We start from the raw sequence: 24,330 nt of genomic DNA, 5'->3' as shown, positions 1-24,330 counted from the left end.
GGCCAACGCGAGGAGGCGTCGGTGCGGAGTCGTCCCACGCTTGAGTCGGTCGCCCGGCAGGCGGCCGTCTCGCGGCAGACGGTGTCGAACGTGCTCAACGCCCCCCACCTCGTCCACCCGACCACGATCGAGCGGGTACGTCGGGTGATCGACGAGGTGGGCTACCGGCCGCACGGCGCCGCGCGTCAGCTGCGCACGCGCAGATCGCACACCGTCGGCCTGCGGCTCCAGCCCAGCGACGGCATCAACGGCGACATCCTGGACCGGTTCCTCCACGCCCTCACCCAGACGGCACAGGACCACGGCTACCGGGTGCTGCTCTTCACTGCGGCCGACGACGACCTCGAGATCGCCCGATACTCGGAGCTGCTCGACACCGTGGAGATCGACGCCTTCGTACTCACGTCCACCCACCACGACGACCCGCGCACCCGCTGGCTCGCCCTCCGAGGGGTCCCGTTCGTGACGTTCGGACGGCCCTGGGATCCGGCCGGCGAGAAGGATGGGGGGCACGCCTGGGTCGACGTCGACGGTGCGTCCGGCACCCGTGCAGCGACGGACCACCTACGCGCGCTCGGCCACCGTCGGATCGCGTTCCTCGGCTGGCCCGACGGCTCCGACACCGGCGACGATCGACGTGCCGGCTGGCGGGCAGGGATGACGGCCGCCGGGATCCCTGCCGCTGAAATCGCCAGTCTCGACGTGGGTGTGCCCGACGACATCGAGATGGCCGTGGCGGCCGCCCGGCGCCTGCTCCGCGAGTCGGCACCGACTGCGTTCGTCTGCGTCAGCGACACACTCGCTGTCGGCGTGCTGGCGGCCACGCGAAGCATCCCACCGCTGCGGGAGAACTCCGCCGGGGAGTCTGAGCAGCCGCGCGGTGCGGTGGCGGTCGTCGGCTTCGACGACACCCCGGTGGCACGCACGATCGGTCTGACGAGTGTCTCCCAGCCGGTCACCGAGGCCGCCAAGCGCGCGTTCCTCCTGCTGCTCGACCAGCTCGGCCGGATCGGCTCACCGGGCACCGGGCGCCATGTCCTGCTCGACCCCACCCTCGTCGTGCGCAGAACCAGCCCGCGGCCCGACCAGCAAACACAACCGCAGAACCCGACCTGACGAAGGAGTCACCATGCGCCGTACAGCACGCACTACATTCCTCACCACGCTCGTCGCGGGGGGTGCCCTCGCCCTGACTGCCTGCGGTGGCGGGTCCGGCTTCGACGACGAGCCCACCGACGCCGCGACCGGTGACGCCGGCGGGGACGCCGGCGGCGGGGAGATCAGCGTCCTCATCGGCTCCAGCGGCGACGCCGAGACCGACGCCGTCAACGCGGCCGTCGACGCCTGGTCGCAAGAGTCGGGAACCCCCGCGTCGGTCACGGTGGCAGCCGACCTCAACCAGGAACTCGCCCAGGGCTTTGCCGCCGGGAGCCCGCCCGACCTCTTCTACGCCAGCACCGACCAGCTCGCCGGCTGGGTAGCGAACGGTTCCCTCTACGCCTACGGCGACCAGCTGAGCAACGCCGGCGACTTCTACCCCTCGCTGGTGGAGAACTTCACGGTGGACGGCGAATTTTACTGCGCGCCCAAGGACTTCTCCACCCTGGCCCTGGTCATCAACACCGCGGCATGGGAGGCGGCGGGCCTCACCGACGCCGACGTCCCCACCGACTGGGACGGGCTCCGCAGCGCCGCCGAGGCGCTGACCACCGAGGACCAGGTGGGTCTGAGTTTCGGGCCCGAGTACCAACGCGTGGGCACCTTCATGGCCCAGGCCGGCGGCGGCCTCATCGCCGAGGACGGCACGACGGCGATCGTCGACAGCCCCGAGAACCTCGAGGCGCTCACCTTCGTCCAGGAAATGCTCGTCGACGGCGTGCTCGCCTTCCCTTCCGAGGTCGACTCTGGGTGGGGCGGCGAAGCCTTCGGCTCCGGCCGCGCGGCCATGACCATCGAGGGCAACTGGATCATCGGGGCGATGAATGCCGACTACCCGGACGCCAGCTACACCATCGTCCCGCTACCGGCCGGCCCGGCTGGCGAGGCGACACTGCAGTTCACCAACTGCTGGGGCATCGCCGCCGACAGCGACAACCAGGAGCAGGCCATGCAGCTCGTCGAGTACCTCACCACACCGGAGCAGCAGATGGCCTTCGCCGAGGCATTCGGCGTCATGCCCTCGGTGGAGTCCGCCGCCGAGGACTTCCGGTCCACGTTCCCCGAGCAGGCGGCGTTCATCGACAGCGCCGATTTTGCCGGTGGGATGCCGACCGTACAGGGGACGTCCGACGTCATTGCCGACATGAACGGCCAGATCGAGGGTCTGGAGAGCGCGGACGTCCAGGGTCTGTTGGCCTCGGTCCAGACCAACATGCAGGCCGCGCTGGACTCCGCGGGCTAATGTCCGCCGCCAGCACCGTTCCGCGCCCAGAGACGGCGACCCGGCCGCCCCGGGCGAATCGGCGCCGCTCTGGGATCAAGGGCCGCGAGGCTGTTGCCGGGTGGCTCTTCATCGCACCCATGCTCATCATCCTCGGGCTCTTCCTCGCCATCCCCGTGCTCATGGCCGCCTGGGTCAGCGTCTCGGACTGGACCGGCCGCGGCAGCCCGCTGTCCTCCTCGGTGAGCTTCGTCGGGGCGGAGAACTACCGCCAGCTCGTCGCCGGCGGTGGGCTCGCCACCCAGGACTTCGGCACCGCCCTGCGTAACAACGCCTGGTACGTCTTCCTCGTCGTGCCCCTCCAGACCGCCCTGTCGCTCTTCCTGGCGGTCATGGTCAACCGGAAGATCCTCAAGGGGCGAGGAGTCTTTCGGACGGCCTTCTACTTCCCGTCGGTGACGAGCTCGGTCGCCATCACGGTCCTGTTCCTCTTCCTGTTCTCCGCCTCAGGCGCGGTCAACGAGGCGCTCAGCTATCTCAGCATCAACGGGCCCAACTGGTTCGCCGACGCCCGGGGCGTGGTCCACATCCTGCTCGGCATCCTCGGCGTCGACTCCGCGCCGGCCGCGCTCGGCGCCAACGGGTTCCTCGGCATCACCTGGTGGCAGTGGCTCGCTGGACCCAGCGTCGCGATGAGCGTCTTCATCATCATGGCCGTGTTCACCACCTCCGGGACCTTCATGCTGCTGTTCATCGCGGCGCTCCAGGCCATCTCGGCTGATGTCGAAGAGGCGGCGGTCATGGATGGAGCAACGGCCTGGCAGCGGTTCTGGTACGTCACGCTGCCGATGCTCCGGCCGACGCTGTTCACGGTGATCACGCTTGGCCTCATCGGGTGCTGGCAGGTCTTCGACCAGATCTACACCGGCACCCAGGGCGGTCCGGCCAAGACCACCCTGACGCCGGCGTACCTGTCCTACCAGGCGTCGTTCGAGCAGAACCAGTGGGGCAGGGGCGCCGCGATAGCGTTCGTCCTCTTCGCGATCATCGTCGTGTTCACCGCGATCCAGCGGTGGATCCTGCGCGAACGGGACACCCCAAGGCGCAAACGCGTGGTCTTCACCCCGCGTGGCGGCGAGAGCGCCCCGACCCCCGGAGCAGGAGTGCCCTGATGAGCACCGATACCACTCGATCGTCCGTGTACGCCGCCGCAGAACGACGCGCCGACAGGTCGGGTCGACAGCGCCGCATCGGCACGGTGGCGGTATATGTCGTCCTGGTCTCGTTCGCCGTCATCTACATCTACCCCTTCCTCGTACAGGTGGCGACGTCCTTCAAGCCCGAGTCCGAGGCGGTTGCCGAGCCGCTGGGACTAATCCCGCAGACCTGGTCGTCGGCGGCGTACCAGGAGCTTTTTCTCCGTTCGGACTTCCCTCTGTGGTTCCGCAACTCCACGATCGTCACGATCGTGGTCACCCTGGGGCGGGTGTTCATCAACTCCCTCGCTGGCTACGCCCTCGCCCGGCTCGAGTTCCGCGGCCGGAGCCTGGTGTTCGCCGGCGTGGTCGCCGTCATGGCCGTACCGGGCGTGGTGCTGCTCATCCCCAAATTCCTCGTGCTCAACCAGATCGGCATCTACAACTCCTTCGCCGGCATGATCATCCCGCTCATGGCAGATGCCGCCGGCATCTTCATCATGAAGAACTTCTTTGAGTCCATCCCGAAGAGCGTGGAGGAGGCGGCCCGGATCGACGGCGCCGGTCCGTTCCGGACCTACTGGTCGATCGTTCTGCCCATGGCCACACCGGCGCTCGTCACGCTCGTCATTCTCTCGTTCCAGGGGTCCTGGAACGAGCTGTCCCACTTCATCGTGGCGGCGCAAGACCCCGAGCTGCGCACCCTCACCAAGGGCGTCGCCCAGCTCGCGGCCGGTGGGCTTGGTCAAGGCAGCCAGTTCCCGCTCAAGCTCGGCGCAGCCGCCATCATGACCATCCCGGTCGCGGTGCTGTTCTTCGTCTTCCAGCGGCGGATCATGAACGTCACGTCCGGGGCGGTGAAGGAGTGACCTCCTGACATGCGAAGCTCCGGGCCAGGGAACTAACGTGCGCGAGAACCCCCGTGAACACCGCGACCCCTCTGCAGCACCACCTCGACTCCGGCCGGACTTCCGCCAGTTCGTAGACAAACGGATCGCGGGTTCCTGGCTAGATGGCGCTGGAGAGCCGCCGTGGGCGCGATGGGGTCGTGCTACGACGCTGTCGGCGACGCGTGAAAACTGACCCCGTGTCGACGGGGTGGTTTCCAGGTGTGGTCGCAACACTTCGGTGATCCTGGAGGTTGTGATGGCATCGACTCGTCGGGTGAAGAAGGGGCCGGGGCGGCGCCCGTTGTCGGCCACGACCGGCCTCTGGAGGCGGCCACCTCCGAGCCCCTGTTGAGTCACACCGGGCTGGCTCGCCAAACCGGGAGCTGAGCGCCCGTGACCCGCCGCCGGTCGTCTCCTCGGGCCACGGTTCTGGTCCTACTTCGGACGGTCTGCCGGCGCTGCGGCGTCCTACTGCTCGTCCGGAGGCAAACTGAGGGGCGCGGATCGCTTGCCGCCGGCGCCGGAGCGGTCTGCGGCGCTTTCCTCGTCGCCATGGCCCAGATCGCTGTCGGGGTCGACGGCCGTCTCGAACGCCTCGGCCCGGTGCTCACCGCTCTCGTGGTGTTCGGCGTGGCGGCGCAAGGGTGTCTCCCGTAGGAAGAGCAGCAGCACGAAGCCCAGCAGGGCGAACGGCACGGCTGCCAGGAACGTGGTCTGCAGGGCATCGGCGAAGCCACCTACGACGGCGGCGTGCACGGGTTCGGGCAAGGCCGCGATCTGCTCGGGGCTGCCCAGGGCGGGCCCGCCGCCGGCGAACCGCTCGGCCGGGACCCCGGCGTCAGCGAGCCGGGACGGGATGGTGTCGGCGAGGCGATGGGTAAGTAACGCGCCGAACACCGCCACGCCCAGGGCGCCCCCCAGGGACCGGAAGAACGTCGCCCCGGAGGTGGCCACGCCCAGGTCCTTCTGCTCTACGGCGTTCTGGGTTGCCAGCACCAGTACCTGCATCACCAGGCCGATGCCGACCCCGGTGACCAGCATGTACAACCCAGCCACGACCAGCGAGGTGTCCACGGCCAGCCGGCTCATCAGACCTAGGCCCACCGCGGCGACCAGCAGGCCGACGACCGGGAAGATCTTGTACCGGCCGGTGGCTGTGATAGCCCGGCCAGAGCCGATGGAGGCAGCGAGCAGACCCACCATGAGCGGCAGCGTCAGCAGCCCCGAGGCGGTCGGCGACTCGCCCTTGACGATCTGCAGGTACTGCGGCAGGAAGATGATCGCGCCGAACATCGCGACACCGACGACGAAGCCGGCCAGGCTTGTGATGACAAAGGTGTGGTTGGCGAACAGGTGCGGCGGCATGATCGGCTCACGGGCCCGGCGCTCCTGCCAGATGGCCAGGGCCAGCATCACGGCGGCCACGCCCGCCAACACGTAAGTCCAGGGCGAGTTCCAGGCGAACTCTTTACCGCCTAGGGACAGCATGAGCAACAGCGCGCTGACCGATGCGACGATGAAGAACGCGCCCAGCCAGTCGATGGCGTGCCGGGTCCGCGGGAACGGCAGCTTGAGCACTCGTTGGGTCACCACGAGCGCGGCGATCCCGACCGGGATGCCAACCCAGAACGTCCACCGCCAGGACAGGTTCTCGACCAGGAATCCGCCCAGCAAGGGGCCCGCGACCGTGGCGAGCGCGAAGACCGACCCGATGTAGCCCTGGTAGCGGCCCCGTTCCCGTGGGCTGACGACGTCACCAATGATCGCCTGCGACAACGCCATCAATCCACCGACACCAAGACCCTGGACCGCGCGAAAACCGATCAGTTGGGCCATGTCCTGCGCGAAGCCGCTTGCCAGGGAGGCGAGCAGGAAGATCCTGATCGCGGACTGGAACATGATCTTCCGCCCGTACAGATCTGAGTGGTTGGGGGCCTTGCGGCCCACGTGGAGCGGGGGAAACCTTTGTGGTGGGTCACCTGCCGACGTCGGGCGCGCTTGGTGCCGATCGAGCCCGTTTCTGAGTGTGACGTGGGAGCTTCGGGCACATGGAACTGCTGCCTTCGAGCGCGTACCTCAGACTCCACTGGTGAAGCTCCTCGGGTGATCCGCCTCTTGCTGGTTGATGTGGAGGTGGTAGCGGTGGAGACGTTGGTGGAGCGGTGTGCGGGGCTCGACGTGCACAAGGACACGGTTGTTGCGTGCGTGCGGATCACGTCTGGCTCGCAGGTCCAGACGCACGCGGCGACGTTCGGGACCACGACGGTGGAGCTGCTCGGGCTGCGGGACTGGCTGACCGGTTACGCGGTGACGTTGGTGGCGATGGAGTCCACCGGGGTGTACTGGAAGCCGGTGTACTACGCCCTGGAGGACGCCGTGGCGTGCTGGTTGCTCAACGCCCGGCACCTGCGCAACGTCCCGGGCCGCAAGACGGACATGGCTGACGCGGCGTGGATCGCGCAGCTGGTGGCCAACGGGCTGGTGCAGCCCTCGTTCGTGCCGCCCAAGCCGATCCGGGAGCTACGCAGCCTGACCCGGTACCGCAAGGCGCAGATCGAAGAACGCACCCGGGAGGCGCAGCGCCTGGACAAGGTGTTGCAGGACGCCGGGATCAAGCTCTCCTCGGTAGCCTCGGACATCCTCGGGGTCTCTGGCCGGGCGATGCTCACAGCCCTGGTCTCCGGCACCAAGGATCCGGAGGTGATGGCCGATCTGGCCAAGGGCGCGCTACGCAAGAAGATCCCCGCCCTGCAGCAGGCCCTGACCGGGCGGTTCTCCGATCACCACGCCCTGATCGTCGGAGAGATCCTGGCCAAGATCGACTACCTCGAGGAGATCATCGCCCGCCTGTCGGTCGAGATCGACAAGGTGATCGACCCTTTCGCGCCGGAGCGTGACCTGATCACCACCACACCAGGGATCAACACCCGCACGGCCGAGGGGATCCTCGCCGAGATCGGTGCCGACATGACGGTCTTCGGCACCGCGGAGCGACTGGCCTCCTGGGCCGGGCGCTGCCCCGGACAGCACGAGTCCGCCGGCAAATCCAGATCCGGTGCCATGCGTAAGGGCAACAAGTGGCTACGGACCTACCTCCACGACGCCGCCACCGCCGCGATCAAGGTCAAGGGCTCCTACCTCGCCGCGCTCTACGCCCGGGTCAAGGGCAGGCGCGGGCACGCCAAGGCCATCGTCGCCGTCGAGCACTCGATCCTGGTGTCAATCTTCTACATGCTCGAACGCCGCGAGCCATATCAAGACCTCGGCGCCGACTACTTCATCCGCCGCAACAACCCTCAGCGCAGAGCCAGACGCCTGATCAACGAGCTCACCCAACTCGGTTACACCGTCACCGCCGAGCCAGTCCCAGCCTGACCCCCTTGGGGTTTCACCTCAGCTTGCCCCAGATCGGCGTGGACGCGGTGGAGGTCAGCAGCGTTGCCGACACCACCCACGCCAGCTGCTCCTGACCACCAAGTTCTCCGACGATGGTCGGCAACGCGGTGGCCACGATCGTCTGGGACAGCGCCGATACCAGCATGCCGAGCATGAGTCCGACCAGCACGGTCAGGACCTGGCGATGACTCAGGACCGGCATGACCGGCTCGGTGTGCGCCGTTCCGTGCTGGCGGTCGGCCGGTGCTGAGCTCATGGGCGTGCGGCCTCTCTGTGGCGATCCGTAGGAAGGGTGAACGACGGGCTCTGCAGGGGGATCCTCAAACTGTGACGTCGGCCTGGTTGTGCGCCGACGGTGGAGGATCGCCCGTCTCCGCGCGAGCGAGGCGGTCGTCCAGCCCCGCGTTCAGCCGCTCCAGCAGAGCGGCCAGAGTCCTGCGGTCGTCCACCGGCCAGGAACTGAGCAGTTCCCGCACCAGGGCGCGGCGGGCGTTCCGAGTGGCCACCACGGACCGGTGCCCCCTCTCGGTCAGCCGCAGGCGGCACGCCCGCCCGTCCCCGGGGTCGGCCTCCCGCGCGATCAGCCCGGCCTGCTGCAACGCCGCTGCGTGCCTGCTCACCGTCGACGCATCGAGGCCGAGCAACGCCGCCAACGCACCGTTGCGCAGCGGCCCCTCCTCCCGCAGCCGGCCGAGGATCAGATACGCGGACCGCTCCAACGGCTGTCCCGGCAACTCGGCGTGCAAGTAGACGCGCTGCGCCCGCTGAAGCAGATGCGTCAGCTCGTGCTCGATCCGCTCCAAGGGCTCCAAGGGCTCCACGACAGCGGAGTCCACACCTATTTGCATGGAGCAACCATATATCAACTGCGCGAGACTGCAAACGCGACAGCTGGCCGGACCGCGGAAGTCCGCTGGTGCGCGTGGATGAGTTCGACGATCACCGTCGTCGTCCGGGCGACGCGAGCCGGTCGCTGCGGTGGCCGTCGGGGCTCATGTGGGCCAGAGTGGCACCATGCCTGGTGGCGTCGTTCTTCTTCGCGTGGTGGCTGGGCTCACCGCAGTGGGCGGTTTCGCGGCGGACTGGAACCGCACGCACCTGTTCAACCCGGCATGGCCGCCGCATGCCCGGTTCCATGACGCGATGACGATCAGTCTCGGTGCCCTGCTCGGTGGCGTGTCGCTCTATGCCTTACGCGACGGCGCTCAGGAGCGTGAGCTCGTGGTCGGTGCCGCGGCGCCTGCCGTCTTCTGGGCCGCGATGGCGTCGGCGTTCGCCTACCCGGGCGCCGAGGGTCTGGAGTCGGAGTTCCCCAGGCTCGTCCCCCAGGTCCGTGGCGTCTGGATCGACGAGCGTTTTGCGGCGGGGGCGATGCTCGCTCTGGGCGGCGCCGGTTACGCGCTGGAGACTACGGCCCGGCGTCGGCGACGTGGGACGAAGGCGCCTGACGGCTGACACGTGCCTGCCGGGGTGCCGGAGCTGAGACAAGGGGCTGTCAGATTCAGGCCGGCTGCCTTCCGGCCCGGTGGTCTCGGTGGGCGCGCCGGCTGCTCGCTCGGCCGAGGAGCTCGTACAGTACCGGGACCAGCACGAGGGTGAGTGAGCAGGGTCGATGTCGTCAGCCCGCCGATGACCACCAACGCGAGCGGCTGGGAGATGAACACGCTGCCGCCAGTGAGCCCGAGGGACATCGGGATGAGGGCACCGATCGTGGCGGCGGCCGTCATGAGGATCGGCCGCAGTCAGTAGCGGGCCCGTCCGATGACGGCCTCAGTAACCGGTAGTCCTCGTCCCCGGTGCTGGTGGGTGAGGTCGATCAGGACGATGGCGTTGGTGACGACGATCCCGACCAGCATGAGTGGTCCGATGAGTGCGGGCACGCGGAGCGGTGTCCCGGTCGCGAGCAGCATGCCGATCGCGCCGGTCGCGGCGAATGGCACGGAGACCAGCAGGATCAGCGGCTGGGTCAGGGACCGGAACGTTACGACCATGACGAGGTCGCCGATGGCCATCGAAGGCCAGAGCGCCAGGCCGAGGTCGGCGAAGGCGTCCTGCTGCTCCGCGTTGATACCGGCGATCTCGGGCGTGGGCCCCGCCTTCCCTGTCAGCCTTCTTCACGCGTCCCTCCGGTCGAACCTGCTCGTGGTGGTCGAAGACCTCGAGCAAATCCCCGGAGGGACGCCTACGTCGGGACCGACACGACCGGTCCACGGCCACAGACAGGGAGATCAGGTGTCCGTCAGCAGGGAAGTACGTGTCCGCCTCCAGGTTGGCATGTCCGACTGCAATAGCCGGGCACACCGGCGCCAGACTCCCGCGTTCACGCTGCCAGACCACCTCACACCGAAAGTCAGGCCACCGCGCGATCGACGCCTAGTCAGCTACCTGGCTCCAGTCTGAAGCCCAGGACGAGATTGAGTCGATCACCGGCTCCAGAGCCCGCCCCTTGGCCGTCAGCACGTATCGCGGCGCGCCGCTGCTCACCGGGCAGGTGCGCGAGAGCAGTCCTTCGCGTTCCAACTCTCGCAGCCTTTCGGCCAGCAGGCGGTCGGACAGCCCCGGTATCGCGGCGCGGATCTCACTGAAGCGCTCCGCGTGAGCCATCAGCGCATGAAGGATGACACCGTTCCATCGCCGACCGAGCAGCTCGACGGTCTGGTGAAAGGACGGGCAGTACCGTCCGCAGTCACCACCCATGGGGCCGCTCCCCTCGTCCGCCACCGTGCCCTCCTACCTCCGCTCAAGCGTGATTGACCTGAGCTCAGAGTACTGCTATACCTCAAGTACTTACTCTTGGTAAGCGGCGACCTCGGGAGGATAACGTGGATGTCCTGGTGCTCCTCGGTAGGGTGCTTTTCGGCCTGCTCTTCGTCGGGTCAGGCTACGGCCACCTGGCACAGAGGCAGATGATGGCTGCTTACGCCGCGGGCAAGGGCGTGCCGGCCGCCAACGTGATGGTCCCGCTGACGGGGCTGCAGATCCTGGTCGGCGCCCTGATGGTGGCCCTGGGGATCTGGCCCGACGTCGGTGCCCTGCTGCTGGTGGCGTTCCTGGTACCCACAGCCTTCATCATGCACGGCTTCTGGGCCGAGACCGATCCCGGAGCCAAGGCCATGGAACAGACCCAGTTCCTCAAGGACCTGGCCCTGGCCGGTGCGGCGCTGGTGATGTTCGCCGTCTTCGCCTACCTCGGTGACGATCTCGGTCTCGTCCTGGTCAGCCCGCTGTTCACCCTGTCATGAGCAACGCCGACCCCGTGGCCATGCCTCATCGCCCTGGCCCACGACCCTCCACGACCTCGACCAACCCGCACACCCAGCTCGACCAGCAGCCCGACGACGACCAACCGCGGCAGTACCTCATCGGGCAGCTCATCGACCTGCCAGGTGTGGTCTGGGCGAGCTCGATGATCTCCGTCCCGGGTGCACGAGCGCTCACGCTTCCCCGGGGCCGAGCCCACGGCCCACCCGATTCCTTCATGGTCGACACCGAGTTCGCCCACCTCCATCCAGCCCCCGACCATTCCTTGCACCTGGTACTACCGCCGACGGCCGCCAAGGCTGCGATCGAAGCAGGCTGGGCCGAGCAGCACCCCGTCGCCCGCCTCGGGATCATCGCGCCCGGTGCGGTCATGATCTACGCCCCACGCGACGCGTACGAGGCGGACATCGCCGCCGGTCTCGTAATGGCGTCATACGCCTACGCAACAGGAGCAGAACCTCCGCTCAGATCAGAGCCGGGGACCACACCGGGCCCTGAGGGCACGGCCTGACTCTCAGGTCGCGCTGGTCCGGGAACTAGTCAAGAAGGAGTACCTCATGGCGGGACGACTCGAGGGCAAGGTAGCCCTGATCACCGGCACGGCAGACGGGCAGGGACGGGCGGCCGCGCTCGCCTTCGCTATGGAAGGCGCCAAGATCGTGGGCTGCGATCTCAAGGCGGACCTAGCCGAACAGACCGTCGAACTCGTCCGGGCACACGGCGGTGAGATGGTCTCGATGCAGCCGCTGAACCTGGGTGACGAAGCCGGGGTGCAGCGCTGGATCGACTTCGCTGTCAAGGAGTACGGCGACTTCGACATCCTTTACAACAACGCCTCTGGTGTGCGCGGCGGCACCATCGAGTCCTTGACCCGCGTGGACTGGGACTTCGACATGACCAACGAGGTCACGATCTTGTTCCTGGCGATCCAGAAGGCCCTGCCGGTCTTCAAGCGCAAGGGCCGCGGCACCATCCTCAACACCGGCTCGGTCGCCGCGATGGTCGGCTCGGCCATGCCCGGGAACGTCGCAGGCAACCTGGTGCACAACGTGGCCAAAGCCGCTGTCCTGCGGCTGACCACCAATCTCGCCGTTGAGCTGTCACCGTGGAACATCCGCGTCAACGCCGTCTCCCCAGGGTTCATCGACACCCCCGCTACACGACCACTGCTGGAGGCCGGCGGGCGCGCACCGGTCGAACGCGCACTGCTCAACCCCCGCATCGGGCGGCCTGAGGACATCGCGATGGCAGCGGTGTACCTGTGCTCGGACGAGGCCGACTACGTCACCGGTGCGAACCTGGTCGTCGACGGCGGCTGGGTCGCAGCCGGCGGCGCCGGCCGCCCCGACCCCGACATCGGGCAGATCTTCGTTGACGTGATGAAGAAGTTGACCAACGCCCCCACCGCCTGACAATGGGATGCGAGGCGAGCCCCGCAGCGGGCTTCCTGACCTCCGCGTGACTGACTTCGGGTCTTCGACGAGACCGACCGTCCGGCACCGTGAGCACGCACCCACTACCCTCTCCCTGCGGCGAACCTCTCGTCGCGGCAGCAGTAAGGCGAAAGGTGATCGCTTTGATGGCTGACGTGGAAGCGATGCTCGCGCACTGGGCCGAGAGGGCCGTGCCCCACCCAGATGGCGCGATCCTGCCACCGCACCACGAACAGTGCCTTGGCTGCGGCCCCGACAACGCCCACGGCCATCACCTCCAAGTCAACCGCCGTGGGGACGGGGTGGCGGCCGACCACGTCTTTGACAACCGCCACGTGGGAGCTCCAGGAGTCGTCCACGGCGGCGCGGTCGCCACCGTCCTCGATGACCTGTCGGGGTTCCTGCTGTACCTGGTGGGGACGCCGGCAGTCACCCGCCAGCTCACAGTGGACTACCTGTCACCTGTCCTCGTGGGGGTCACCTACCGGATGGAGGCGAGGGTGACGAGCCGTGAGGACCGGAAGTTCTTTGTTGCTGCCACCCTGAGCGACCTCGACGGATGCACCGTGGCCACGTCGACGGCGGTGTTCGTCACGGTCGGTGTCGAACATTTCGCCCGGCACGGAGCCGTATCCGGCGGTAGCCCCACGCCACCCGTCGCGGATGATCACCGCGACAGCGGTCGGGAGGGTGCGGTGGGTCAGCAACGCGGGTAGGGCGCGTCTCGGCGGTCTTCCGCGGGGCCGCGGCATGCCTTAGCTCCCGGTACGTAGCAACGTGGACCGCGTTGGTCGGAGGTTCGTCATGGTGGTGCCGTGACACGGCACTCGACGACCGCACCCCTCGGGCAGCCAGCCCACCGACGCGTGTGGAGTAAAGTCACGAATAGCGGGCAGGGCTGCTTGCCGAGACTCCACACTGGGGACGCGTAGATAACCCGGAGCAGCGTCGTCAGAAACAGGGTGAACCGCGCCTAGCCTAGGGAACTCACGGATTCCCTTGTGTTTCCGGGGAACCGGGCGGTTCGCTCAGTCTGAGTGTAGTGTCCGCGAGGCGCTCGGGCTCGGGCAGACCGTGCGCCACAGCGTCTTCCATGACGTCCCGAGCCGGCGGGCGAGGCCCTGGATCGTGGCGTGCTCACGGCGCAGCTGCGCGATCGCCCAGGTGATCGCCCAGGTGGTGATCGAGCCACGGGCGGCGACGAGCCCTGGGACCTGCTCCACGAACGTGCCCCTGGGGCAGCCGCGGTCCAGGCAGCGCCAGGTCCGCTAGCGCCACAGCACTTGTACCGCCACAGTTCCGGAAACGTCGTGCAGGACGCGCAGGCGCCGGCCGCGGCTCGGGGCGACGACCCCGCAGGTCGGGCAACCGATCAGCTGCCAGGGCGTGGAGACCGCCACGGTCATCACCGTCTCCACGGTCATCACCGTCTCGTCGCGATCGACGCCCTCGGCCCGGATACGGTCCAGGCCGAGCAGCACGTCACAACGCGAGCAGGGATCTGTCGTGGGTGCGGCAACGCACCCCGTAGCGTTGGGCAACGTCGAGGTCCTCGGGTTGAGCGGTTGCTTGGTCGCTACTGATCATCGGGGACCTCGACCCCTACCCAGCCATGATCACACCGCGAGTCTCACTCCCCACCGGATGTTCGAAGAGCCGCTTTGGGCCCTCGCGGCGGCAACGGTCCAGCCTCGGAGGGTACGACCCGACTTCCACAGGTGGTGGCGGGCTGAGCGGTGTTTGTGCTGGTCAGGGCTCTGTGGTGGGTTGATTTGGGGCACTAAGTTGGCGGGTATTCTCAGGATGTGTCGCCCTACATCCGCAAGGTGAAGACCGCCTCTGGGGCGACCGCGGTACAGATCGCGGAGAAGCGCGGTGGGGTGCGCCGGATCGTGGAGCATCTGGGCTCTGCCCGTGACGAGCTCGAGCTGGCGGTGCTGGTCCAGGCCGCCCGAGAGCGTCTCAACGCCGGCCAGGACGAACTCGACCTGGGCCTGGACACCCCGGCCGTGTCTTCTGCGGTGCGTGCCCATGTGGTCGGGACCTCGAGCCGGGTGCTGTGGGAGGTCCTCTCCGACGCCTACCGGGTCCTGGGGTTCGAGTCGTTGAAGGACGAGGCGTTCGCCGCGGTGGTCCTGGCCCGGCTCGTCGAGCCGACGTCCAAGGCCGACACGGTGCGGGTGCTGGAGGAGATCGGGGTCAGCGCCCCGCACCTGAACACGCTCTACGCGGCCCTGCGACGGGCGCAGGGCAGGGACTACCGCGACCGGCTCGCCAAGGCGTGCCTGGCCCATTCCGCCCGCACCAGCGGCACGGCCGCGTTGGTGATGTACGACGTGACCACCCTGCACTTCGAGAACGAGGACGAGGACGACCTGCGCAAGGTCGGGATGAGCAAGGAGCACCGGGTCGACCCCCAGGTCCAGGTCGGGCTCTTGGTCGACCCGGGTGGCTTCCCCCTCGAGGTCCACCTGTTCGAGGGCAACAAGGCCGAGACCACGACGATCGTGCCGGTCCTGCGGGCCTGAAGTGGACTGAGGGATTGAATCCGGACCGCTGATTGCTGCTTCTTTTCAGGCGGCTCTGTGCGTTTCGTACCAGGCGTGCTCGACCTCGTTCGGTGTGCGATACCCGAGGGTCGAGTGGAGCCGCTTTTGATTGTACCGCAGCTCAATGTACCGGGTGATATCTCGGACGGCGTGACCCCGGGTGGGATAGGCGGTACGGTGAACTCGCTCGACCTTCAGGGTCGCGTTGAAAGATTCGGCCCAGGCGTTATCGTAGCAAATGCCGGTGCGCCCGACCGAACGGGTCACGCCGACCGCGGCGGTGAACTCAGCGAACGCCGCCGACGTGTATTGCGTGCCCCGGTCGGAATGAAAGATGGTCACGCCGGGGCGGATATGACCATTCCTGTTCGCCATACCCAAGGCGTCGGTGACGAGCTCGGTGCGCATGTGCTCGGCCAGCGCGTAGCCGACGACCTTCTTGGAGAAGCAGTCGAGCACGGTGGCCAGGTACACCCAGCCCTGCCAGGAGGGGATGTACGTGATATCGCCGACGAGCTTTGCCCCGGGCTCGGTGGCGGTGAAGTCCCGCTCGAGCAAGTCGGGCAGGTCACCGGCGTCCGAGGCGATCGTGGTCACCGGTCCCTTAGCGCGCGGCTGACAAGCCACCAGGCCGCGTTCGGCCATGATCGCCCGGACAGTCTGCTCGTCGCAGTACCGGCCCGTGCGGGCCAGCGCGGCGGCGATGCGGCGGTAGCCGTAGGTGCCGTCGGAATCGGCGAAGAGGTGCTCGATGACCTCGCCGAGCTCGGCCCGCCACCGCGCGGTGGCCGACGGTGCCCGGTCCCTCCACTCGTAGTAGCCGGCCCGGGACACCTGCGCCCAGGAGCACATGTTCCGCACGGAGTAGTTGCCTTCCTCGCTGGAGATGAACGCGAACTTCGCGCTCACCGGTACTCCTTCGCGAAGAAGGCCGCCGCTTTTCCCAGGAACTCACGCTCGGCTTTCAGGTCACGGACCTCTTTACGCAACCGAGCCAGTTCATTCCGTTCCGACTCGGTCACCTCCGGCTCCTCCCCGGCGTGCTCGCGCCGATACGCATTGACCCAGTTCCGTAACGTCTCCGCGCCAACGCCGAACTCGCGCGCCACGTCGGCGACCGTCCGCGAGGAACTAATGACCGCGCGCACCGCCTCGGTCTTGAACTCCGGAGTGAACTTTCGTGGAGCCATCGAATCCCTTCCAATTCTCCCAAGGATTCTACCTTGGGGGTCCTGGTCCAGATTCAATCCCTCACCTCAAAGCGCCCCAGGTTTGATGCCGCTCCTGTTTGAGTCCAGGAGGATGAGCACCATGCCGAAGAAGATCGATCCGGAGCTGAAGGCCCGGGCGGTGCGTCTGGTTCGAGAGCACCAACAGGAGTACCCCTCGGTGACCGAGGCGATGGTCGCGGTGGCCAAGCAGCTGGGGGTGGCCCGGGAGTCGGTCCGGCGGTGGGTCGCCCAGGCCGAGGTTGACGCGGGCACCCGGCCAGGGATCACCTCGGCGGAGAACGAGGAGATCCGGCGGTTGAAGGCGGAGAACCGGCGCCTGCGTGAAGACGTGGCCGTGCTGAAGGCCGCGACGACTTTCTTCGCGGGGGAGCTCGACCCCCGCAACCGATGATCGTGGCGTTCATCGATCAGATGCGCGCCGAAGGTTATGCGGTCGAGTCGGTCTGCCGGGTCCTGCGTGAGCAGGGCTGCCAGATCGCCGCACGAACCTACCGGGCCTGCAAGCGCGCCAACCAGCCGGTCGCGGCCCGCACGATCAGCGACGCCCAGGTCCTGGACACCGTCAGGTCCCTGGCCTGGACTCTCGATCACGAGGGCCGACCGAGGATGACCCCGGAGGGCCTGTACGGGCGACGCAAGATGTCGGCCCTGGTACGCCGCCGCGTGCCGGAGTCGAGCCCGGGCGCGGTGGACCGGGCGATGCGGGCCCTGGGCCTGTCCGGCATCCGGCGAGCCAAGGGCTTGCGCACGACGATCCCCGCCAGGGACGGCCGGCGCGCCGGCGACCTGCTCGACCGCGACTTCACCGCCACGGCACCGAACCGCACCTGGGTCATGGACTTCACCTACGTCCGTACCTGGGCCGGGTTCGTCTACGTCGCCTTCGTCGTCGACGTCTTCGCGCAGCGGATCGTGGCCTGGCACGTCGCCGCCACGATGCACACCGACCTGGTGATGATCCCGCTACGCATGGCGATCTGGCAGCGTGACCGCGAGGGCCACCCGGCCACAGGCGGTGAGCTGATCGCGCACTCCGATGCCGGCGCCCAATACACCTCCGTCCGGTTCACCGAGCACCTCCAGCTCGAGGGCATCCGTCCCTCGATCGGCAGCGTCGGCGATGCTTACGACAACGCCCTCATGGAGACGATCAACGGCCTGTACAAGACCGAATGCGTTCGCACCACGATCTTCCACCCCGGGCCCTACAAGACGATCTCCGACGTCGAGTTCGCCACCGCCGGCTGGGTCGAGTGGTACAACTCCCGACGCCTGCACAGTAGCCTCGGCTACCTCGCCCCCATCGAGTACGAGCAAGCCCACTACGCGACTCTCGCCCGAGAGCCGCAGCCAGTATGAGAGCGGCACAGAACCTGGGGCGCTTCAGGCCTTCCAGGAACGCCACGGCGTGATGGACATGGTCGTCGTCGCTGACGCCGGCATGCTCTCCGCGGCCAATCTCAACGCCCTGGAGGACGCGGGGTTCTCCTTCATCGTCGGCTCGCGGCTGACCAAGGCACCCTACGACCTGGCCGAACACTTCGAACGCAACGGCAACTACTTCGACGACGGGCAGATCCTGGAGTCGACCCGGGTGATGGGCACCGGGACGAATGCCCGGGAGCGGCGGGTGGTCTACCAGTGGTCGTTCAAGCGGAACAAGCGCGATGACCGGGACATCAACTTGATGATCGCCAAGGCGGAGAAGATCGCCGCCGGCACAGCCCCGCTGAGGAAAACCCGGTTCCTAAAGGTCTCCGGCGCCACCAAGGAGCTCGACCAGGCCACCATCGACCGGGCCCGTCAGCTCGCCGGGCTGAAGGGGTATGTGACCAACCTGCCCGTCGAGACGATGACCGGCGCGGCGGTCATCAGCGCATATCACGACCTGTGGCGGGTCGAGCAGTCCTTCCGCATGACCAAGTCCGACCTGCGCGCCCGCCCGGTCTTCCACCACCAACGCGAAGCCATCGAGGCCCACCTCACGGTCGTCTTCGCTGCTCTCGCCATCAGCCGCTACCTCACCACCGCGACCGGCAAATCCTTGAAGAAGATCGTCAACACCCTGCGGCCCCTGCGCTCGGCGACCATCAGCATCAACGGCCACCACATCACCGCAGACCCCGCCATCACCCCCGACGCCCGCGAGATCCTCGACCACCTACCGGCCATCACCACGACGGGGCACTAACCCTGTGGAACTCAGGTACGAGGCCGGCAGGAACGGCGAGGTAGGTCACGGCGTGAACGCGGCAAGGGCGACTCCCGCTTGGACCTCCAGAGCAGGCGCCTCAGCCGGATTGGTAATCGCCTTGATTAACCATCGGAGAGGACGTCGACGGGAATCCGTTCAGGTCGAGTGGTTCGGCACTCAGAACGAAGCGTGACCGAGGGCCCCGGCGGCTGCTGAAGTCGTCAGGACTTCGCTATTCCACCGTTTCGGAGGTGTCGCTCGAAGAACCTGAAGATGCGGTCCCAGGCGTCTTCCGATGACGGGTGGTGGTAGTTGAAGCCGCCGATCCGTTCAACCACAGCGAGAGGACCGCTGTTGTGCCGGTTCATGAAGGAGTGACCCGCGTCGGGATACTCCTTCACGTCGCGCTCAACTCCGAGACCTGAGAGCGCGCGGTCCAGTCGCTCGGCCGCCCCGGGCAGCGTGCGGTCTCGAGCTCCGTAGCTGGCAACCACCGGACAGGCGCCCAGGAGGGCGCTGTCGGCGTCCTCGGGGAGTTGGCCATAGTTGGCAGCGGCAGCGTCGAAGCCGCGGGTGGCGGCGAGGAGAGCGAAGCCCCCGCCCATGCAGAAGCCGAGCACGCCGACCCGCCCGGTGCAGTCGGCGCGTTCGTCCAGCCACGCCCGAGTGGCCGCCAAATCGTCGAATGCAGGGCCCTCCCCGCGGGCGAGCGCCCGAAACGTCGATCTCAGGCACCGCATCGGACCACCGGCGGTGAACAGGTCGGGCGCCACGGCCAGGTAGCCTCCAGCTGCGAGCCGGTCCGCCTGCTGCCTGGTGTCGTCGGTCAGCCCGAAGGCCTCGTGCACTACCACGACACCCGGCCAGGGCCCTTCCCCGATCGGAGGGGCGGCCAGGTAAGCACGCAGAGAGGGCGCACTGGCGCCGGCCGGGATGGTCGTCTCGGGCAATGTGGTCCCCCAGCGATCGCGATGCGGGCATGGACGCCGTATCGAGTTCTGCGAACTCGGACGATCCTCCTAACTCGCGGTACGCTACCGGAGCATCGGAGATGCGATAGGCCCTGGGCCATGCTCAGCTGCGAGTCGCAAATCAGAGGGCTCATGTCACACACCACGTCAGCGGTTTGACGGCTCATCGGAGAATCGGTGGGGTGAGGCCGCCTCCGACGAGGAGCATCCTGAGTCGGTAGTTGGTGGGGTTGCGGAAGCCGCGGGCGATGCGGCGGTGGACTTCTACGATCCCGTTCAGCTAGCTAGACGTGACGATCGCGTTTGGTAGTGCTCGGCCGACCGAGACTGGGTCGCCGCGTTCCAGCAGCTGTCGCTGGTGGACCTGAGCACGGCGCAGATCGCCAAGCGCACCAAAGGCCCGAATGCACCACGCGGTCCGACCGTTGGGGCCGCTCACCTAGACTATGTCTCCGAGATGGCCAACAGGCCCTCGCCCCCCGTGATCGACTCCCGCTCCCGGGCGCTGCAGGAGCCTCACAGTTGCCTATCTGTCGCCTGCCATGAGCATGGGACCTCTGTAGCCGGTTTTCTGCCAGCTTCATGGGACCACCTGGATTGCCAGTCATGGGACCACCCGGCGCGTCTTGCTGGTGGTCTCCTCGATGGCCCGTTTGATCGCTGTGTCAGCTTCGTCGACGCGGAGGTCACCGGGCGTGGGGTTCAGGGAGGTCAGCGTGATTGAGGTCAGAGAGGTGCTGCGGGGCTGGCTCGACGGAGCGGGCTTGCGGACGGTCGCGGAGCGGGCGGGGGTGGACCGCAAGACCGCCCGCCGTTATGTCCAGGCCGCCCAGGCCGCCGGGCTGGAGCGGTCGGCGGGGCTGGCGGCGGTCGACGACCAGCTGGTCGGCGCGGTCGTGGCGGCGGTGCGTCCGGTCCGCCCGAACGGTCACGGCGCCGCCTGGGAAGCACTGCTGGCGCGCGAGGAGCAGATCCGGGCGTGGGTGGCTGGGGATGGCAAGGATCAGAAGCCGCTGTCGGTCGTGAAGATCGAGGAGCTCCTCGCCCGGCAGGGCTGCGTGGTGCCGTACCGGACGCTGCACCGCTTCGCGACCGAGCGGTGCGGGTACCGGGCCAAGGACACCACCGTCCGCGTCGCCGACGGCGAGCCGGGCGCCGAGCTGCAGGTCGACTTCGGACAGATGGGCTACCTGACCGACCCCGCGGACGGGCGCCGGCGGAAGGTCCACGCGCTGATCCTCACCGCCGTGTACTCCCGGCACATGTTCGTCTGGCTGACGTACTCCCAGACCCTGGCGGCGGTCATCGCCGGGTGTGAGGCGGCCTGGGCGTTCTTCGGTGGGGTGTTCAGGGTGTTGGTCCCGGACAACCTCAAGCCGGTCGTGACCGACGCCGACGCCGTCAATCCGCGCCTGTCGACGGGGTGGTTGGACTACGCCCAGCACGCCGGGTTCGTCACCGACCCGGCCCGGGTGCGGTCCCCGAAGGACAAGCCCCGCGTCGAGCGGGTGCAGTACGTCCGGGGGAACTTCTGGGCCGGGGAGACCTTCACCGACCTCGCCCACGCCCAGCAGGCCGTCGAGGCGTGGTGCCAGGACCGGGCGGGGATGCGGATCCACGGCACCATCCAGGCCCGCCCCCTCGAGGTCTTCACCGAGACCGAGGCCGGCGCGCTGCTGGCCGTCCCGGACGCCTATGACGTGCCGGTGTTCACCCGGGTCAAGGTCCATCGCGACTTCCACGTCGAGGTGGCCAAGTCGTTGTACTCCGTCCCCGGGGACTACCTGGGCCAGTACCTCGACGCGCGCGCCGACAGCGAGCTGGTCAAGCTCTACCTGGGCGGCAAGCTGGTCAAGACGCACCCGCGGCAGCGGCCCGGGCAGCGCTGGACGGACCGGGCGGACCTGCCCGCGGAGAAGACGGGCTACGCCCTGCGCGACCTCACCCGGCTGATCGCCACCGCCGCGTCGCACGGGGAGAACATCGGCATCTACGCCGAACGGATCCTGGACGACCCGCTGCCCTGGACCCGGATGCGGGCCGTCTACCGCCTGCTGGGTCTGGTCCGCCGCTACGGGCCCGACCCGGTGGAGACCACCTGCGCCCGGGCCCTGGACCTCGACGTCGTCTCGGTGACCAAGGTCGCTTCCATGCTGGAGAAGGCCACCGAGGGCACCCGCCCCGCTCCTGCCTGCGAGGTCCGCCGCCACCACGGCGCGCTTCGCCCGCGACCCCGCCGAGTTCGCCACCGGAAGGACCACCCCGGTCGCCACCGGTGGGACCGTCCCTGCCAGTGAGGGGACCGCCCCTGGCACTGGTGGGACCGTCCCGGCCAGTGCTGGGACCGCCCAGCTGACCCTCATCCGCGGCGGCGCTGACGCCGCCATGACACCCGAACTGGAGACCACCCGATAACCACCACCACGACCACGACGTCGCCGGCCTCGCCGCCCGCGGGGCCGGTCGACCCCCTCGGGGCGGACCTGTCCCGGATCCTGCGGGCCCTGAAGCTCTCCGGCCTTAAGGACACCCTGCCCGAGCGCCTGGCCCTGGCCCGCCAGCACAAGATGGGCCACGCCGCCTTCCTCGAGCTCCTGCTGTCCGACGAGGTCACCCGCCGCGAGTCCCGCTCCGCGATGCTCCGCGCCGCCAAGGCCGGCCTGGACCCGGCCATGCGGCTCGAGACCTGGGACGAGCACCCCGGCCTGTCCTACGACCGCACCCTCTGGTCCGACCTGACCTCGCTGCGGTTCGCCGAGGCCGGCACCGGTGTTCTCATCCTCGGCCCCGTCGGGGCCGGCAAGACCCACCTGGCCACCGCGCTGGGGCACATCGCGATCCGCCGCCGCCACAGCGTCATCTTCGCCCGCGCCGACAAGCTCTTCACCCGCCTCCGGGCCGCCCGTCTAGACAACACCCTCGAGGCCGAGATGCGCCGCCTCACCACCGTCGACGTCCTCATCATCGACGACTTCGCCCTCCGGGTCCTGGACGCGACCCAGACCAACGACTTCTACGAGCTCGTCGTCGAGCGCCACCGCAAGGCGCCGACGATCTGGGTGTCGAACCGCGAGCCGTCCGAGTGGCTAGGCATGACCACCGACGCCCTGCTCGCCCAGTCCGCCGTCGACCGCCTCACCTCAGGAGCCCACACCCTCGTCGTCGAGGGCCCCTCCTACCGCCAACGCCCCGAGCGTGTCGCCGTTGACGACGAGAGGCAGGCCCGCGATGCTCAGTGACACCTCCAGGTGGTCCCATGCTCGTGGCAACACGGTGGTCCCATCACCCTGGCAAGCGACACCTATCGGCGTCGCACTGCTGACCCTGCTACACCCACCACGCCCCGGGCGAAGGATTCTATGGGCCAGCCGCGCGCCACTGTACGCGCACTTACGAAGTGTACTTACTCTTCATGAGGACCTGACCTAGAATGGTGGCCTAGGGTGCATGAGTCGGCATGCCGGGGCCCATCTCCAGGCGGAAGGATCGGTGCGGACACTGTGGACGTGGTCCTCTCGATTGGGCGCACCTTGTCGCGCGATCCGCGCCGGTCCCTCTCGTCCGGGTGGAGTCGTAGATGAGCAGTCTGCTTGGCGTCGGTGACCTTGCCCCGGACTTCGAACTTCCCGACCAGCATCAGAACGCCGTTCGGTTGAGCCGGTTGCTGGTTGACGGGCCGGTGGTGCTGTTCTTCTATCCGTTGGCGATGAGCCGAGGCTGCACCGCGGAGAGCTGCCATTTTCGTGACCTGGCCGCGGAATTCAACGCCGCCGGTGCGATCAGGGTCGGGATCAGCCGCGACACCGTTGCTCGGCAACGTCAGTTCGACGCCGAACACCACCTCGGGTACCCGTTGCTGTCCGACCCGGATGGGACCGTCGCCTCCGACTACGGCATCCAGAGGAACCTTCCCGGGCTCCCACCGCGACGAAGCACGTTTGTGATCAGCTCCGACCGTCGGGTACGAGGGGTCATCCGTAGTGAGCTGCGGATGGAGACTCATGCGGACGAGGCGTTGCGCATATTGAAAGCCGAGGAGCCGCCGGCGCCACTGTGACGCGTGCCCTCGGCTTGCAGCCGCACAATCGATAGGCTGGCTGGAGGGCCAGCGCCGTGCTCGTTCACGTAGGCACCGATCTTCGGGTCCGCGCTCACATCCAGTGTGGCAGAGGACGGGCGTCAGTGACAGCCGCTTTGGGGCTGTGGTTAAGCCCAGCAGCACCGCGGGGCAAGATCGGGTGGTCGTTCCTACGTCAGTCGGCGCCGACGACGTGCGGTCGGACCTGCGGCCCCTCCCCGGTACGCGGAGCAGCGAGGGTGACATCGCGACCGTAGAGCTGCTCTGCGGCTCGACGCAGCGCCGCGAACGCCGTCGCGATGGTCTTAACGCTCTCGTCGTCCAGGCGGGACAGGAGCGCGACGCGATGTCCGGCACCTTCGGCCATCAGCTGCTCCACCAGATCTGATCCCCGAGCTGTGGGATGTATGTGTCGGGCACGCCGGTCCGCCGGATCCGCTACTCGCTCGACGAGCCCCCGGTCTGCGAGTCGATCCACCAGACCAGTGACCGATGCCGGGCTGATTTTCAGCGCGTCGGCCAGCTCGTGACTCATCAGCGACCCGTCCACGTGCAGCAGCAACAGGACCTTGAGTTGCTGCATCGTCAAGGTGGTCTGCAACAGAGCGCTGAACTGCGCCCTCGAGAAGAGGCGTACCAGCGCCGCCTCGTCCTCGGCGATCGCCGCCATCACTCCGTCCCGATCCACCGCGTCCCTCAATTCTTCGGCTAAGCCGTACTATTCACCTCGAACCGACTATACGGGAGATC

25 protein-coding genes, 1 pseudogene and 1 other annotated feature are annotated in these 24,330 nt (G+C 67.9%); of the genes and pseudogenes, 16 read left to right on the top strand and 10 right to left on the bottom strand.

The genetic code is table 11. From position 1 onward, the window contains the following. Positions 1-21: 21 nt before the first annotated feature. The 4 genes from AAEM63_RS06145 (at position 22) to AAEM63_RS06130 (ending at position 4,445) form a co-directional block, all read left to right on the top strand. Positions 22-1,116 (top strand): LacI family DNA-binding transcriptional regulator, encoded by a 1,095-nt coding sequence (locus AAEM63_RS06145; protein ID WP_341360738.1) that lies wholly within the window; start codon positions 22-24, stop codon positions 1,114-1,116. Between the two features lie 13 nt (positions 1,117-1,129). Next, the gene (locus tag AAEM63_RS06140) at positions 1,130-2,401 is read left to right on the top strand and encodes an extracellular solute-binding protein (protein WP_341360737.1); all 1,272 of its coding nucleotides are present in this window, start codon (positions 1,130-1,132) and stop codon (positions 2,399-2,401) included. 119 nt (positions 2,402-2,520) lie between these two features. Then, on the top strand, positions 2,521-3,552 hold the full coding sequence (locus AAEM63_RS06135; protein WP_341360736.1) for a sugar ABC transporter permease: 1,032 nt from the start codon (positions 2,521-2,523) through the stop codon (positions 3,550-3,552). After that, the gene (locus AAEM63_RS06130) at positions 3,552-4,445 is read left to right on the top strand and encodes a carbohydrate ABC transporter permease (RefSeq protein ID WP_341360735.1); all 894 of its coding nucleotides are present in this window, start codon (positions 3,552-3,554) and stop codon (positions 4,443-4,445) included. The genes AAEM63_RS06135 and AAEM63_RS06130 overlap by 1 nt, the downstream gene beginning before the upstream one ends. 489 nt (positions 4,446-4,934) lie before the next feature. On the opposite strand, the gene AAEM63_RS06125 is transcribed toward AAEM63_RS06130, so the two are convergent. Continuing rightward, positions 4,935-6,413, bottom strand: coding sequence for an MDR family MFS transporter (locus AAEM63_RS06125; protein ID WP_341360734.1), 1,479 nt, complete (start codon positions 6,411-6,413; stop codon positions 4,935-4,937). 195 nt (positions 6,414-6,608) lie between these two features. On the opposite strand from AAEM63_RS06125, the gene AAEM63_RS06120 reads away from it, so the two are divergent. Continuing rightward, positions 6,609-7,841, top strand: a complete 1,233-nt coding sequence (locus tag AAEM63_RS06120) for an IS110 family transposase (RefSeq protein WP_341360733.1) — start codon at positions 6,609-6,611, stop codon at positions 7,839-7,841. A 13-nt stretch (positions 7,842-7,854) separates the two neighbouring features. Here the strand turns inward: AAEM63_RS06120 and AAEM63_RS06115 are convergent, their stop codons facing one another. Then, a complete protein-coding gene (locus tag AAEM63_RS06115; protein ID WP_341360732.1) occupies positions 7,855-8,118 on the bottom strand; it encodes a hypothetical protein in 264 nt (87 codons plus the stop codon). Positions 8,119-8,182: 64 nt separating this feature from the next. Then, positions 8,183-8,665, bottom strand: coding sequence for a MarR family winged helix-turn-helix transcriptional regulator (locus AAEM63_RS06110; protein ID WP_341360731.1), 483 nt, complete (start codon positions 8,663-8,665; stop codon positions 8,183-8,185). A gap of 211 nt (positions 8,666-8,876) precedes the next feature. Between AAEM63_RS06110 and AAEM63_RS06105 the strand changes: the two genes are divergently transcribed. Next, positions 8,877-9,317, top strand: coding sequence for a DUF6640 family protein (locus tag AAEM63_RS06105; RefSeq protein ID WP_341360730.1), 441 nt, complete (start codon positions 8,877-8,879; stop codon positions 9,315-9,317). Between the two features lie 46 nt (positions 9,318-9,363). On the opposite strand, the pseudogene AAEM63_RS06100 reads toward AAEM63_RS06105, so the two are convergent. Next, positions 9,364-9,943, bottom strand: a pseudogene (locus AAEM63_RS06100) (efflux RND transporter permease subunit); the annotation flags it as partial. Between the two features lie 292 nt (positions 9,944-10,235). Continuing rightward, positions 10,236-10,583 (bottom strand): winged helix-turn-helix transcriptional regulator, encoded by a 348-nt coding sequence (locus tag AAEM63_RS06095; protein ID WP_341360729.1) that lies wholly within the window; start codon positions 10,581-10,583, stop codon positions 10,236-10,238. Positions 10,584-10,696: 113 nt separating this feature from the next. Here AAEM63_RS06095 and AAEM63_RS06090 point away from each other — a divergent pair, with 113 nt between their 5' ends. From AAEM63_RS06090 to AAEM63_RS06075, 4 genes are all read left to right on the top strand, one after another. Then, the gene (locus tag AAEM63_RS06090) at positions 10,697-11,104 is read left to right on the top strand and encodes a DoxX family protein (protein ID WP_341360728.1); all 408 of its coding nucleotides are present in this window, start codon (positions 10,697-10,699) and stop codon (positions 11,102-11,104) included. Then, on the top strand, positions 11,101-11,634 hold the full coding sequence (locus AAEM63_RS06085) for a luciferase family protein (RefSeq protein ID WP_341360727.1): 534 nt from the start codon (positions 11,101-11,103) through the stop codon (positions 11,632-11,634). The genes AAEM63_RS06090 and AAEM63_RS06085 overlap by 4 nt, the downstream gene beginning before the upstream one ends. A gap of 46 nt (positions 11,635-11,680) precedes the next feature. Then, a complete protein-coding gene (locus AAEM63_RS06080; protein WP_123914503.1) occupies positions 11,681-12,535 on the top strand; it encodes an SDR family oxidoreductase in 855 nt (284 codons plus the stop codon). Between the two features lie 167 nt (positions 12,536-12,702). Continuing rightward, a complete protein-coding gene (locus AAEM63_RS06075; RefSeq protein WP_341360726.1) occupies positions 12,703-13,272 on the top strand; it encodes a PaaI family thioesterase in 570 nt (189 codons plus the stop codon). Positions 13,273-13,584: 312 nt separating this feature from the next. Here the strand turns inward: AAEM63_RS06075 and AAEM63_RS06070 are convergent, their stop codons facing one another. Beyond that, on the bottom strand, positions 13,585-13,779 hold the full coding sequence (locus tag AAEM63_RS06070; RefSeq protein ID WP_341360725.1) for a helix-turn-helix domain-containing protein: 195 nt from the start codon (positions 13,777-13,779) through the stop codon (positions 13,585-13,587). Between the two features lie 45 nt (positions 13,780-13,824). Continuing rightward, positions 13,825-14,037 (bottom strand): hypothetical protein, encoded by a 213-nt coding sequence (locus tag AAEM63_RS06065; protein WP_341360724.1) that lies wholly within the window; start codon positions 14,035-14,037, stop codon positions 13,825-13,827. A 345-nt stretch (positions 14,038-14,382) separates the two neighbouring features. On the opposite strand from AAEM63_RS06065, the gene AAEM63_RS06060 reads away from it, so the two are divergent. Further along, positions 14,383-15,084, top strand: coding sequence for a hypothetical protein (locus AAEM63_RS06060; RefSeq protein ID WP_341360723.1), 702 nt, complete (start codon positions 14,383-14,385; stop codon positions 15,082-15,084). A gap of 45 nt (positions 15,085-15,129) precedes the next feature. On the opposite strand, the gene AAEM63_RS06055 is transcribed toward AAEM63_RS06060, so the two are convergent. Next, positions 15,130-16,295, bottom strand: a protein-coding gene (locus AAEM63_RS06055; protein ID WP_341358930.1) for an IS3 family transposase whose coding sequence is annotated in 2 segments (ribosomal slippage) — positions 15,130-16,049 and positions 16,049-16,295 — 1,167 coding nt in all. Because the reading frame shifts where the segments join, the coding sequence is not laid out codon by codon here. Between the two features lie 121 nt (positions 16,296-16,416). Here AAEM63_RS06055 and AAEM63_RS06050 point away from each other — a divergent pair. Beyond that, positions 16,417-17,696, top strand: a protein-coding gene (locus AAEM63_RS06050) for an IS3 family transposase (RefSeq protein WP_341361322.1) whose coding sequence is annotated in 2 segments (ribosomal slippage) — positions 16,417-16,690 and positions 16,690-17,696 — 1,281 coding nt in all. Because the reading frame shifts where the segments join, the coding sequence is not laid out codon by codon here. Beyond that, positions 16,689-16,820: a sequence feature (AL1L pseudoknot), on the top strand. Its footprint overlaps the gene before it by 132 nt. A gap of 52 nt (positions 17,697-17,748) precedes the next feature. Next, a complete protein-coding gene (locus AAEM63_RS06045) occupies positions 17,749-18,528 on the top strand; it encodes an IS1634 family transposase (RefSeq protein WP_341361321.1) in 780 nt (259 codons plus the stop codon). A 224-nt stretch (positions 18,529-18,752) separates the two neighbouring features. Here the strand turns inward: AAEM63_RS06045 and AAEM63_RS06040 are convergent, their stop codons facing one another. Then, positions 18,753-19,481 carry a dienelactone hydrolase family protein gene (locus AAEM63_RS06040; protein WP_246005955.1) on the bottom strand — a complete coding sequence of 243 codons (729 nt, stop codon included), beginning with the start codon at positions 19,479-19,481 and terminating at the stop codon, positions 18,753-18,755. Between the two features lie 737 nt (positions 19,482-20,218). On the opposite strand from AAEM63_RS06040, the gene istA reads away from it, so the two are divergent. The 3 genes from istA to AAEM63_RS06025 all read left to right on the top strand — a co-directional run bounded on the left by istA (position 20,219) and on the right by AAEM63_RS06025 (position 23,559). Continuing rightward, on the top strand, positions 20,219-21,799 hold the full coding sequence (gene istA, locus AAEM63_RS06035; RefSeq protein WP_341360722.1) for an IS21 family transposase: 1,581 nt from the start codon (positions 20,219-20,221) through the stop codon (positions 21,797-21,799). Between the two features lie 114 nt (positions 21,800-21,913). Continuing rightward, positions 21,914-22,741 carry an ATP-binding protein gene (locus AAEM63_RS06030; protein ID WP_341361320.1) on the top strand — a complete coding sequence of 276 codons (828 nt, stop codon included), beginning with the start codon at positions 21,914-21,916 and terminating at the stop codon, positions 22,739-22,741. Between the two features lie 338 nt (positions 22,742-23,079). Then, a complete protein-coding gene (locus tag AAEM63_RS06025; RefSeq protein WP_341360721.1) occupies positions 23,080-23,559 on the top strand; it encodes a peroxiredoxin in 480 nt (159 codons plus the stop codon). Between the two features lie 196 nt (positions 23,560-23,755). On the opposite strand, the gene AAEM63_RS06020 is transcribed toward AAEM63_RS06025, so the two are convergent. Next, positions 23,756-24,250: a MarR family transcriptional regulator gene (locus tag AAEM63_RS06020; RefSeq protein ID WP_341360720.1), complete on the bottom strand. Its 495-nt coding sequence runs from the start codon at positions 24,248-24,250 to the stop codon at positions 23,756-23,758. Between the last annotated feature and the right edge of the window lie 80 nt (positions 24,251-24,330).

The sequence above is a fragment of the Georgenia sp. M64 genome (genome assembly GCF_038049925.1).
Lineage (GTDB): Bacteria > Actinomycetota > Actinomycetes > Actinomycetales > Actinomycetaceae > Georgenia.
This window is presented reverse-complemented; position numbering and strand designations above follow the sequence as displayed.

Bases quoted from the DNA above. Each gene is read 5' to 3' on its own strand.
- AAEM63_RS06140 (WP_341360737.1), top strand. From the start codon at position 1,130: ATGCGCCGTACAGCACGCACTACATTCCTCACCACGCTCGTCGCGGGG.
- AAEM63_RS06135 (WP_341360736.1), top strand. From the start codon at position 2,521: ATGCTCATCATCCTCGGGCTCTTCCTCGCCATCCCCGTGCTCATGGCC.
- AAEM63_RS06130 (WP_341360735.1), top strand. From the start codon at position 3,552: ATGAGCACCGATACCACTCGATCGTCCGTGTACGCCGCCGCAGAACGA.
- AAEM63_RS06115 (WP_341360732.1), bottom strand. From the start codon at position 8,118: ATGAGCTCAGCACCGGCCGACCGCCAGCACGGAACGGCGCACACCGAG.
- AAEM63_RS06105 (WP_341360730.1), top strand. From the start codon at position 8,877: ATGCCTGGTGGCGTCGTTCTTCTTCGCGTGGTGGCTGGGCTCACCGCA.
- AAEM63_RS06085 (WP_341360727.1), top strand. From the start codon at position 11,101: ATGAGCAACGCCGACCCCGTGGCCATGCCTCATCGCCCTGGCCCACGA.
- AAEM63_RS06080 (WP_123914503.1), top strand. From the start codon at position 11,681: ATGGCGGGACGACTCGAGGGCAAGGTAGCCCTGATCACCGGCACGGCA.
- AAEM63_RS06075 (WP_341360726.1), top strand. From the start codon at position 12,703: ATGGCTGACGTGGAAGCGATGCTCGCGCACTGGGCCGAGAGGGCCGTG.
- AAEM63_RS06045 (WP_341361321.1), top strand. From the start codon at position 17,749: ATGGACATGGTCGTCGTCGCTGACGCCGGCATGCTCTCCGCGGCCAAT.
- AAEM63_RS06025 (WP_341360721.1), top strand. From the start codon at position 23,080: ATGAGCAGTCTGCTTGGCGTCGGTGACCTTGCCCCGGACTTCGAACTT.
- AAEM63_RS06020 (WP_341360720.1), bottom strand. From the start codon at position 24,250: ATGGCGGCGATCGCCGAGGACGAGGCGGCGCTGGTACGCCTCTTCTCG.